Raw genomic sequence first — 12,638 nt, 5'->3', positions numbered from 1 at the left:
TTAAATTTCACTAGTCTTCGTAATAAAAAGGGTTAATTCTTTCAGTAGATCGACTTCATAAGGTTCAGATAGTAAACTTCCCGTTTCATCATACAACACCTTTACTACAGGGCGCATTGGCATTGAGTTGTTTTGTTTTACTACTAATCCCTTTTCATTTGAATTTAGAATAACACCACTTCCTGTAGGAAAAGCTGCTATATTCATAGTAAATTTTTTCACTATTTCTTCATCAAAATAAATATTACTCATACCTATTAGATATTCAATTGCTTCATACACAGTTTTTCGTTCATTTTCTTCTCTGCCGGATATCATATTGTCAAACGTATCACAAATCGATACAATTTTCGCCAATTCATTTATTTCGTCTCCTTTTAGCTGCAAAGGATATCCACTTCCATCATTTCTTTCATGATGCATTAAAACAGCCACTTTAACATATGCACTCCAAACATGCTGGTCCCCTAGCAAATCATACCCAATCTTAGGATGCATTAATTCCATATATCTATTGAATTCATTTTCATCTTTAAATTCAGACGAAATTTTTTTATCGTTCATAATTGTTATTTTGCCAATATCATGCAAAAGTGCACCTGCAGCTATATCTTTTAATTTTGACATGCTGTATCCCATATGAGTTCCTATTATTGTAGCTAATACGCATACATTTACAGAATGAGAATATATATTATTATCACTAGCACTTATTTCTGCAACATTTATTAAAACATCTTTATTTGATAGTATATCTTCAATAACTGAGTTGACAGAATTCATAACGCTGTTATTATCAGTTTTTCCTTCACGGCAATATCCGTCTATCATTTTTTTTACTGCATGTTTGCTCATTTGCCGTGTCTTATCAGAAATACTTTCTTCAATATCAAGATTTTTTGATATATCATCATCAATATATACCGAATAAATACCAAGTTCTTTAATTTTTTCGATATAATAAGGTTTCAGCCTAACTCCAACACTAAGTAAAATTCTACCAGATTCATCAAAAATCTGTTTTCCTAGTATTTCATCTCCCTTTAGGCTGGAAACACTAACAACTCTCATATACACCTCCGAATGAAATAATTAAATATAAGTTTGCTTACAACACAACTTCTAAAGAAAGCAAATTCATACTAAAATCTATTTGGATTTTTATTAACTATACTTAAAAGAAAAAACTTTCCCAAATAGGTATTCATATTTAAATATTAGCATAATCTTACACATTTGACTACCTAAAAAATATCGATATTAATCGATTTAATGCCCATGAATACAAACTTCGTACTCGTATATTCAGATCCTCAAAACAAGAACAAAATCCCAGGCGAATGTATCCTCTTTTTTATTCTCCTTACAAACCATAACTTTCTTATAAAACTTTAATTAAGCGCTTTAAAATACTAGCTGAGCATAATACTTCTTAAACATTGATTACAGTGTATAATTCGGGTGTATAAAAATAAAGGATGAAGATTGCATTGCATCCTCATCCTTTAAAAAATCTTATTGTATTTTTCCACCTTCAACTACAAGGCTATCTTCAAATTCAGCACCATATACTGATTTTAATGTTTCATCATAAGCTTTGTGCACAAAGTTCTCTTTCCCTAAACTTTCAAGTTCAGTATTAATCCAATCTCTAAGTTCTGTATTACCTTTAGTAACAGCTGGAGCAATGGTATCTGTACTTCCAAGTGATGGTATACCAACAGAGAATCCAGGATTATCTTTAGCCCAGGCAATAACTTCTGTGTTATCACTTAAAATAGCGTCACCACGTTTATCTTTTAATGCTTGGAATATTTCTGAATATTGTTCATATTTTACAAGTTCAACGTCTGGATGATTTTTAGTCATATAAGTTTCAGCAGTTGTTCCCTTCGCTACAATAACCTTCTTGCCTTTAAGTTGATCTTCTGAAGTAATTTTAGCGCCATCTGGTGAAACTACACCAAGTGATACTTTCATATAAGGATTTGCAAAATCAACTTTTTCTTTTCTCTCATCCGTAACAGTAAAGTTAGCCATTATTATATCAACTTTTTTAGATTCTAAATAAGAAACTCTACTTGCTGCATCAACTAAAACAAATTCAACTTTTGACTCATCTCCAAGTAAATCTTTAGCAAATCTTTTTGCAACATATACATCAAATCCTTGGTTTTTTCCTTCTGAGTCAACATATCCAAATGGAGCTTTATCACTAAATACACCAATCTTTATAGTTCCACGTTTCTTTATATCTTCTAAAGAACTAGATGATGCTTTATTGGAATCACCATTATTAGTTTGTGCCGAATTACCACAGCCAACAAAACTTCCAACTACTACTGTACTTAACAGTAAAGCTGCCACTATTTTTTTTATGCTTTTCATATTTGTCATCCCCTTATTAATAATTAAAATTGAAATATATTTAGAAAGTGCTTAGCACGTTCTGTCTTTGGATTAGTAAAGAATTCGTTTGGATTCGATTCTTCACATATTTTACCCTCATCCATAAATATTATCCTATCTGCCACCGATTGAGCAAATCCCATTTCATGTGTCACAATTACCATAGTCATGCCTTGCTTAGCTAAGCCTAATATAACATCTAGTACCTCCCTTACCATTTCTGGATCAAGAGATGCTGTTACTTCATCAAAAAGTATTATCTCTGGATTCATACATAATGCCCTAACTATAGCTATTCTTTGCTTTTGGCCCCCTGAAAGTTGACGTGGATATGAATCTTTCCTGTCAAGTAATCCAACCTTATTTAAAAGTTGTTCTGCTTGCGCAAGTGCCTCAGATTTATCTCTCTTCTGAACCTTTAAAGGACCTAAAAGTATGTTTTCAATAACCGTCATATGAGGAAATAATTCATAGTTTTGAAAAACCATTCCTATTTTCTCGTGAATCTTTTGCCAATCGGCATTTTTATCTGTAAAACTTTGTTCCTTAAATTTAATATCTCCACCTTGAATTTTTTCTAGTCCATTGAGACATCTCAAAAAAGTACTTTTCCCACAGCCTGAAGGTCCTAAAATAACTAATACTTCTCCTTTATGAAGACTTAAGTCAATACCTTTCAATATTTCTTTTTCATCGTATTTTTTGTGAACATCCTGTATTTCAAGCAAGACAGGATTATTATTCTTATCCATGTATGTTCCTCCTAATTATTCCACTTTGATTCTAGTCTTTTCGATATTTTTGATAGTGGATAACATATTATAAAGTACAAGAAGAATATAAAACCATAAATCCAGAAAGAAGCAGTAGGAAATTGAAATCTTGAACTTTCAATAATCTGCTGACCCATCTTAACTACATCTATAACACCTATTAAAACTACAAGAGAAGTAGTTTTAATCATTCTAGTTGCTAAATTGATGGTTCCAGGTATCATTCTTCTGATAGCTTGAGGCATAAGCACATATCTATATATTTGATAATAATTTAAACCTAAAGCCTTCCCAGATTCAATCTGATGTTTTGGTAATGATTGAAGAGATCCTCTTACTATATCTCCCATTTCTGCTGCACCCCAAAGACTGAATACAATAACAGAAACAACTTCTCCACTAAGGTTTATATTTAATGCTGTAGTAACTCCAAAGTAGAATACAAATAACCAAACCAACGTTGGTATTATTCTAAAAGCTTCTAGATAAACTCTGTTAATAAAAAGTATTGCCTTCGATTTTGTAGTCCTACTCAAACCTATAAGTATTCCTAGTATAGATCCTATAATAATAGATATAAAAGCAATTTCTGCTGTTACAAACAGCCCTTCAAATAAACGCTTAATATTGTTCTCTTGAAAAATAACACTAATTGCCGAATTCTGCATATCGAACCTTCCTTTCTATCCAAGACATTAGAAATGATAAAGGTAGAATCATGATAAGATAAATCAAAACTAGCAATGATAATGATTCAAAAGTTCTATAGTACATTCCTATTAAATCTTTTGTTAAATTTGTGAGATCCATTATTGATATAGCTCCAAGCACAGAAGTTTCTTTCAATAAAAATATGCAATTTGCACTTATTGAAGGCATACTTACCGAAAAAGCTTGTGGAATTATGACATATCTAATAAGTTGGCCTTTCGAAAGACCAATGCTTATGCCAGATTCAATTTGTGTTTTACTTACAGCCTCAACTCCGCTTCTGAAAGCTTCAGCCATATAGCTACCACCAAGAAATGCTAAACCAATTATAGCACAAGTAGCTTCTCCCATTTTAAATCCTAATTTGGGCAAACCAAAATACAGAAAAAATATCTGTACAAGTAGTGGAGTATTTCTTGAAAGCTCAATATAAGCTTGTACGATTTTATCCAAAACTCTTACTTTAAAGTATAATATTATTCCGCATAGTAATCCTATTACCAATGATAAAAGTATTCCTACAATAGCTAACTTTAATGTGAGCCATGCAGCTTTCTCATACAAAGGCAAATTAGTCACTACGAAATTCCAGTCAATATTCATTTAATTATCACCTTTTAATTCTTTTTTTAATTCATACAATTCTTGTAGGAATACTTTTATACTAACAACTATTTACTAGTTTGTCAATCTTATTACTTTATATTATTAATTAGTCAATATATAGTGCATTATTTTTATTTTTTATCTTTATAAAGAACATTTTATTGATAGACCTTCAAAATAATTAAGATATTGTTGATATTTTATCAATAATACTATATTAATTTTCCTCTTTTCAAATAAAAAAAGTGTCCCTATATTTAGAAACACTTCCTTTTAGATATTATAATAATTGAATATTCTCTTTATAAATTTAAGTATCACTGATCTCTAAACAAGCTTGTCTAACTCAATCTGAATTAATTGCTTCCTGGATTTAATTATTAGAATTGCGATTATCAATTATTTTAACACTTATTTAGATTAGTTAAACATTTTCATTTTTCTTTAATTGTCGGATTTTCCAAATACCGTAACCTTAACAGTTTTCCTACCCCAATTATCACATTCGCTATCGCTATCAAAATAAACATCAATAGAATTGCCTTTTATAGCACTTCCACTATCTGCAGCTATTGCATATCCATAACCTTCTATATATAAATATGTTCCAAAAGGAATTACGCTTGGATCCACTGCTACTGTACTTATCCCACTTGCATTTCTCTTTGCTATTTTTCCGCTTGCTGTCACACTTCCTGACTCCGCTGTGTACGCTGTTGTTGAGCAGATTATATCTTTATTTTGTGTCGTAGCTGCTTTAGCTAAATTAGCTGAAAAAGCAGTTCCAATACCTAAATAAATACTCAAAGCTACAGAAAAAACGATTGATTTTTTTGCAACTTTTATCCATTGATAACTTTTTGACATCAAATCTCTCCTTTTCAATTTCCAGAATACGTTTTTTATTATACCATAAATTTCATTAGTTGTTAAGTGTAAACGTATAAATTTTATGTCTTTTTTATTACTTTTTAAATTTTTTATATGATTTTTTATTAAAATTAGTTTTAGTTTTACATAATAATTCTAATATTTTTATTATCTTAAATACATAAGCCCAATGATTTATGTATATTTCACAAAATGAAAAAAGGGCTATATTATGTCTCGCCCTTTTTTAGGTATTTTTTATTTTATTAAAAATTTATTAATATTATTATTTAAAATTAGGTTCCACAATAAGTTCGATACGAGCCACAAGATTTTGGAGGCAATTTTTCATATTCAGATTGATTATCCGAATATGCGTAAGGATTAGATAGTACATTTAATAGTTTATTCATAACAGTATAATCGCCTTCTTCAGCAGCCGCCAATGCTTCCTCAACTCTATAATTACGCGGTATTACGTAAGGATTTGAATTTTTCATTAGCATATTAGAAGACTCTTTAGATTCCTGCTGTCTATCTAATCTTGCCTTCCATAATTCATGCCATTGCTCAAATTCTTTAGTCTTAAATAACTCCATATCAGAACATCTATCTAAAGTTAAAGAACTAAATGTATTAGTATAATCTGCTTTATATTTATACATAATACTTAGCAAATTTTCAATAAGTGCTTCATCTTGAGATTCTTTATTGAATATTCCAAGTTTTGATCTCATTCCTCTAATCCAATTATCATGATATAAATCTGCAAACTTTGAAAGTTCATTTTTTGCAATTTCTACTGATTTTTCATAATTATTATGGATTAATGGCAATAAGGTTTCAGCAAATCTAGCTAAATTCCATTCAGCTATAGGTGGTTGATTTCCATATGAATATCTTCCTTCTCTATCAATAGAACTAAATACTGTTTCCGGATCATATGTATCCATAAAAGCACAAGGTCCATAATCTATAGTTTCTCCACTAATAGCCATGTTGTCAGTATTCATAACTCCATGAATAAAACCGACTAATTGCCATTTTGATATCAATGAAGCTTGCCGTTTAATAACTTCTTGGAGTAAAAAAATATAAGGATTCTCTAAGTTATCAATATCAGAAAAATGACGTTTAATAGTATACTCAGCTAGAGCTTTGAGTTCCTCTATAGTTCCCCACTTTGCAGCATACTGAAAGGTAGCGACTCTAATATGGCTTGAAGCTACCCGAGTTAGAATAGCACCTGAGAGCACGTTTTCTCTAATTACAGGTTCTCCAGTTGTCACTACTGCTAGACTCCGAGTTGTTGGAATTCCAAGACCTTGCATTGCTTCACTAATAATATATTCACGCAACATTGGTCCAAGCGCTGCTCTTCCATCACCACCTCTAGAGTATGGTGTCCTGCCTGATCCCTTTAGCTGAATGTCAAATTTTTCACCGCTTGGCGTAATTTGTTCACCAAGTAATATAGCTCTACCATCACCCAACATATTAAAATAGCCAAATTGATGTCCTGCATAAGCTTGTGCAATAGGTAAACTGCCTTCTTCTATTTTATTTCCAGCAAATATTGCTACATTGTCACTATCATAAAGTATTTCTGCCTTCAGCCCTAATGATTCTGCAAGCGGCTGATTAAGAATAACTAATTTAGGCGCCTTTACAGGTGTTGGATTTTGCTTACTAAAAAGTGTTTTTGGCAAATCAGCATAAGTATTATCTAATTTCCATCCAGTTTCTGATTTTATTTTTATATCTTGCATTATATTTCTCCTTTCTTCTTTTGTATTTTATTTCTTTTATTTTATAATTAAAAACGATATATAACCAAAAGTATTTTTCTTAATTTCTATCATATTTACATAATTACAGCCCTTTTTATTATCTGCTTATGTCCAATTATTATACTCTTGTAAATAATCACAGCAATAATACTTTTCACTTTTCAAATAATTGCCGAATACTATTTATTCAATATAAGTTCAACTTCTACTAATTATCCTAATAATTAATATAGACAGTAAATCTAATTTAATAAATTTACTGTCTAACAAAGATTTATATTATCTAAACGTATTTTTCATCATTTTGCATTTCAAATATTTTTATTATCTCTTATATTTATCTTGTTTAAATTGACATTAAGATTGAGATATAAGACTTCCTGTTACAGAGAATGTTCCATATTTTGTATCAACAGATGCTGACAATAGATTACCATTTAAAATACCTTTAGCAGAATATTTTAACTTGGCCAATAGAATTTTTATTTCTCCAGAAAATTCAAAATTGTTTCCATGAATTCTTCCGTTATTGAATTTGCTTTTAAATCCCATTCCATCAATTGCTCCTGTTAAAGATTCACCATTTATTACAAAAGTAATTCTGCCCTGCTGACTACCAAATGGAGCATTTAATACAACATCATATATTTTTGTCAATTTAGCTGCACCCCTTTTTCTTATCTAGATTGTTTATTATATATTAGAATATGATAATTATTCATTAAATTCTTCTATTAAAATAAAAATTTAATTTAATTTCCTAAATTTAAATCACAATATACCAAGGCAGCTAATTCTATAAGCAATTCTTTTATAAAAATATTTTACCAATTCTAAATTTAAATAATATTAATTCCATTTAAAATGCAAAAATCTTGAATTGTTTAGATTTCACACAGCACTTCGCATTATTAATTATTTTAATGCTAATTAAACTCTCATTACTTCAACTACTTTATGAATTCATTATACTTTAAATGAACTCTAAATCCAGTTTCATCAAATTTATATTTAGTGTTTTCAAGGGGTGATTTACCATAAGCCAAATTCATACCGATAGAATAAAGAGCTTCAGCAAGATCGCTAGGTTCTACAACAACAGTTCCCGACATAAAACCTTTTTTTATCAAATCTTTAGCAGTTGGCATGCCGTCAATACCTACAACTGGAATTGTTTTAGATTTACCGCCTTTGTTGTATCCATATTTCTGCAAAGCTTCAACCGCTCCTATTGCCATCGCATCATTATTTGAAACTATTGCTTCAATTTTGTCACCATATTTAAGAAATAATGACTCCACAGCACTTTGGCACAATCTTCCATCCATTCACATGATGGAGACGCAAGTTCCTCTGTTTTTATTCCAGCATCATTAAGCGCTAAAATTGAGTATTTTGTCCTTAACGATGTTAGAGGGCTTCCGATTCTACCTTTTAGCATAATATACTGCAATGCATCATCGTGATTTTTATCTATTATCTGCTTATTGGATCTCCATTCATTAACAAGAATACTCCCTTCCATAGTACCTGATTGTTCAAAATCAGCACCGACAACAACAAAACGTTTATATGGTTTAACAAAGTTTATTATTTCTTGTACTGGATCAGGATTCAAAATTATAGGAATATCTTTTTCCATTATTTTGCGCAAAGTACTTTCTACATCTTTTAAATTGGGAGAGATTATACTTATAATAAAAAGATCAAAGTCTTGCGAAAGAGCTTTCTCTATGCTTTCATTTTGTTTAGCCTGATTGTCTTTAGCATCAAAAAACGTAAACTTGACTTTGTCTTCATTTTCTTTTTCAATACGTTCTAAATTTTCTTTAAGAAGAGAAATATACATAGCGCTAGAGTTATCCGAAAATACTGCTATTTTAATAGGAGTGTTTTTACTTAAATTGGGGATAGCACATACATTTTTTGTTGAAGTATCTAATGATGTAATTATTAATAAAACTAAAATTATAAATGTTATTATTTTTTTTAAGATGCTCATTATAGATCCTCCATTTTTTTCGCCGAGTTATAGTATTTAAATTTATCATGTGTTTTAATATAAAAAATATTCTTAATTTAAAGTAATTAGGTTATAATTATATAAACTTAAAAAGTGCAGTACCAAAACATATTTTTAGTACCGCACTTTTTTCATTCTACAAACTTATAGTTGCCATTTATTACATTTCAGTTCTAGGAATTCCTCTTACAGGTTTATGTCTTTTCCTATTTTTTGCTGGCATAGATGTATTTGTGGTATTTGACGAATCATTTTCATTATTATTTGTAATAAATTTATAGTTTGTCATTTTTTCTCACCTCATTTTTTAGTTTATACCTTTTCTAATTTTTATATTCATGATCAAAAATGAAATACTATCTAAATATTATTAGAAATATATATCAGAAAATTCAACATTAATGGCATTTATTAACCTGTTATCATATCTTTGTGATATTTTACTTTCTTCATTAACTATCTCCTCTTTAATAGGTAAAGTTATAGTAAACTTACTTCCACATCCGACTTCACTCTCAACTTCTATTTCTCCTTCTAATATAATTACTAACATCTTTACAAGAGCTAATCCAATACCACTACCTTCTGCTAACCTCGAAAGATTATTTTCAACTTGTCCAAATCTATGGAATATTACCTTATGTTTCTCTTTTGGTATGCCAACCCCAGTGTCAGTTACAGATATATCTACTGTTTTATCATTGCTATTTTCTTTAAGCTCAACAGTTATTGAGCCTCCTTCAGGTGTAAATTTTATAGCGTTTGATAATAAATTTAAGATTATACGTTCGTATTTTTCATCATCTATTGAAATATTTTTATTATTAACATTAGTTTTAAAATAAAGGTTAATTCTCTTTTGATCCGCATAAACTTTTATTGATTCTGTAATTAATCTTGTTAAAAACACAATATCCAAATATTTCAAATTTAATTTAAACTGATCCGATTTTAATTTTGTAATATCTAACAAATTATTCACAAGTCTCAATTGTCTAAATGTATTGCGTTTTATGCTTCCAATAAGTTTATTCACTGATTCAGGAATTTCACTAATATACACATGTTCAATCAATTGTATAGCTGAATAAATAACATTTATTGGCGTTTTAAATTCATGTGTGATTAAAGTTATAAATTCATCCTTCATTGCTAAATCTTTTTCAAGAAACTCTCTTTGTCTCTTTTCTGATTCATATAATAATTCTTTTTGTTCGGTTATCTTTAGATTTTGCTTTCTTAGCAATAGTTCACGCTCTATTGCATCAACTACAGTAGTTAATGTCATTAAAAAAAATGGATTATGAAGTATAATCGCAGTCATAATACATATACTTCCTAATAAATTACCATCATCTGAATAATGAAATGGAACTCCATAACATGCACTGTCTTGAAAGCATTTATGATAGTGATTGCTTCCTATTAGTTGTATTGGATGGTTTTGCTTAAGTGTTAAACTAACTACATTTGTACCCATTTCCTCTTCTCGAAATTGTATACCCGGCTTAACTCCAAATTTAGACATTGTTTCCCTAATAGATTTATCTCCAAGAACATCTAGCAAATATCCATCTTCATCTGTAATTGTTATCAATACAGGCGTGCCTTCTAATAATTTTATCATCTTATTACTAAAAAATTTGACAACTTCTAGAATTTCGTCATAGGCATCTCTTTTTTGTCCTAATTCCAATTCAGACATAATATTCTTAGGCATTTTAGGATTATTTGAGTCCAACCCTAACCCAAGACATTTCTTTTTTGATTCTATAATATAACTTGCTTCTTGATCGCATTCGCGTTGAAACATATATTGCTACCCCCTGAAAAAGAAAATCAGTAACTCAATATATACTCATTAAAATAAGATTCCTAACTACTTTACTAATTAAAAAAACTTTATGTATTAATAATATCAAATATGTATTAGTGTTATTAACATAGAAACTTATCTTAAATTAAATGGAATTTTGATTTTAACGAAATAAAATTTTATGAGTTACTATGAAATATAGTAAACAAAAAGAAATTAATATACATACATGTATATTAATTCACTTTTTTACACAATTTTCTTATGTAATTATAACACTAACTCTCTTTAACTGGAATAACAATTTTATAAAAATAGGAAAATGGTCAACTTATCCTTTAAAGATTATATCATATATTGTTGAAGAAGCTTATAAAAAGTACAGCACTAAATTTAAATCTAATACTGTACTCAAAATATGATATCAATAATATTTACTACATACTCATTTTCTAATCATGGTAATTTAACTTTAAAATTTTAATTAAAGTTATTAAACTTTACATTCCAAATTTTCAGCTAGTTAATGATAAATTATAATATTTTTTCAGACTCGAATGCTTTCCATGGAATATTAACCTTGCCATCTGAATTTATAATTTCATCAATATGAGTTATCATTGGAAAATCACTAAGTTTAACTACTCCTCTTTCTGCTAGACAACGCACGTATTTTGCAGCACGGGTAGCAATAACTACTGATTCTAATGTAACTCCTTTTAATTGTTCCATAGCTTCCTCAAATGAAAATCCTTGGCCTAATAAGGTTCCTATTCTACGAGTACGTCCACCAAATACAGTTACATATAAGTCGCCACCAAAATATATAATGTTTTCTTCTCCTCCACCGACTATTTCAAGAATACGTTTGGCTTCCTTTATGCTTTGTCCAAAAAGTGCAGCCTGAGAATTATAATGCTCTTTTCCGGAACCATCAGCTCCAATGGCTAACCCAATAGCTAGCGATACGCCTAAAGCATAAGCATTCTTTAGAGCTACTGCACATTCAACACCTACAATATCTGTAGATAAGCTAATATGGTAGTATGATGTTTCAAATAAACTCTTAAACTTTCTAAGTAAATTTATGTCATCTCCGCAAAATACAACTTCAGAATTATCTTTATCTGCAAGTTCATAACTAGTACATGGGCCGCCAACGGCGCTAATAGATAGTTTTTTATTAGAAGGAAGTTTACTTAAAAAGTATTGAGGATAATTTATCATTTTGCCATCCTCTTCGGTAATCATTCCTTTTGTTATTGAAAGAATAGGAATCTCTTCAGGTATAATAGGTAATATATTGTCTGCAAACCAGTCGACACCAAAGCTGCTGACTCCGCAAATAATAAGCTCTGCTCCATCTATTGCTTCATTTACATCTTCAATTTGATAGTATTCAATTCCTGTTTCAGGTAATTGACGTTTTAATGTCGAATGAAAACCTGTAGCCTTTGCTGTATTTATGATTTCTCTATCTAACGGTGTACCCACAAGTCTTATCTTATTATTATTTTCTGTTGCTGGAAAAGTTAGTGCAGATGCCATTTGACCTGCTCCAATAATTGTTATAATGCTCATAATATTGCCTCCTAATTTTGAATATTAACTTCTTTTTAATTTTTCAAAACTCATAGAAT

11 protein-coding genes and 1 pseudogene are annotated in these 12,638 nt (G+C 29.7%); all 12 read right to left on the bottom strand.

Annotated elements, in window-relative coordinates; all coding sequences use genetic code 11:
* The 12 genes and pseudogenes from AXY43_RS00695 to AXY43_RS00640 all read right to left on the bottom strand — a co-directional run bounded on the left by AXY43_RS00695 (position 1) and on the right by AXY43_RS00640 (position 12,579).
* On the bottom strand, positions 1–1,071 hold the full coding sequence (locus tag AXY43_RS00695) for an HD-GYP domain-containing protein (RefSeq protein ID WP_023974665.1): 1,071 nt from the start codon (positions 1,069–1,071) through the stop codon (positions 1–3).
* A gap of 444 nt (positions 1,072–1,515) precedes the next feature.
* The gene (locus AXY43_RS00690) at positions 1,516–2,388 is read right to left on the bottom strand and encodes a cysteine ABC transporter substrate-binding protein (protein ID WP_012058724.1); all 873 of its coding nucleotides are present in this window, start codon (positions 2,386–2,388) and stop codon (positions 1,516–1,518) included.
* Between the two features lie 23 nt (positions 2,389–2,411).
* Positions 2,412–3,161 carry an amino acid ABC transporter ATP-binding protein gene (locus tag AXY43_RS00685; RefSeq protein WP_012058723.1) on the bottom strand — a complete coding sequence of 250 codons (750 nt, stop codon included), beginning with the start codon at positions 3,159–3,161 and terminating at the stop codon, positions 2,412–2,414.
* A gap of 11 nt (positions 3,162–3,172) precedes the next feature.
* Positions 3,173–3,850 carry an amino acid ABC transporter permease gene (locus AXY43_RS00680; RefSeq protein ID WP_012058722.1) on the bottom strand — a complete coding sequence of 226 codons (678 nt, stop codon included), beginning with the start codon at positions 3,848–3,850 and terminating at the stop codon, positions 3,173–3,175.
* Entirely contained in the window at positions 3,831–4,496 is a 666-nt protein-coding gene (locus AXY43_RS00675; RefSeq protein ID WP_012058721.1) for an amino acid ABC transporter permease, read from the bottom strand. Before AXY43_RS00675 ends, AXY43_RS00680 begins: the two co-directional genes overlap by 20 nt.
* 447 nt (positions 4,497–4,943) lie before the next feature.
* A complete protein-coding gene (locus AXY43_RS00670) occupies positions 4,944–5,366 on the bottom strand; it encodes a 3D domain-containing protein (protein WP_041897086.1) in 423 nt (140 codons plus the stop codon).
* A 299-nt stretch (positions 5,367–5,665) separates the two neighbouring features.
* Complete coding sequence (locus tag AXY43_RS00665) at positions 5,666–7,138, bottom strand: protein adenylyltransferase SelO (RefSeq protein ID WP_105410771.1); 1,473 nt, start codon at positions 7,136–7,138, stop codon at positions 5,666–5,668.
* A 378-nt stretch (positions 7,139–7,516) separates the two neighbouring features.
* Positions 7,517–7,816 carry a hypothetical protein gene (locus AXY43_RS00660; protein ID WP_012058718.1) on the bottom strand — a complete coding sequence of 100 codons (300 nt, stop codon included), beginning with the start codon at positions 7,814–7,816 and terminating at the stop codon, positions 7,517–7,519.
* Between the two features lie 293 nt (positions 7,817–8,109).
* Positions 8,110–9,161: pseudogene (locus AXY43_RS00655) on the bottom strand (galactose ABC transporter substrate-binding protein).
* A 181-nt stretch (positions 9,162–9,342) separates the two neighbouring features.
* A complete protein-coding gene (locus tag AXY43_RS28350) occupies positions 9,343–9,471 on the bottom strand; it encodes a hypothetical protein (protein ID WP_017211662.1) in 129 nt (42 codons plus the stop codon).
* 81 nt (positions 9,472–9,552) lie between these two features.
* Positions 9,553–10,995 (bottom strand): ATP-binding protein, encoded by a 1,443-nt coding sequence (locus tag AXY43_RS00650; protein WP_105410770.1) that lies wholly within the window; start codon positions 10,993–10,995, stop codon positions 9,553–9,555.
* 537 nt (positions 10,996–11,532) lie between these two features.
* Entirely contained in the window at positions 11,533–12,579 is a 1,047-nt protein-coding gene (locus AXY43_RS00640; RefSeq protein ID WP_023974660.1) for a glycerol-3-phosphate dehydrogenase, read from the bottom strand.
* Between the last annotated feature and the right edge of the window lie 59 nt (positions 12,580–12,638).

Source organism: Clostridium sp. MF28, from assembly GCF_002969175.1.
Classification (GTDB): Bacteria; Bacillota; Clostridia; order Clostridiales; family Clostridiaceae; genus Clostridium; species Clostridium beijerinckii.
The sequence above is the reverse complement of the archived record's forward strand: the minus strand, read 5'-3'. Positions and strand labels throughout refer to the sequence as shown.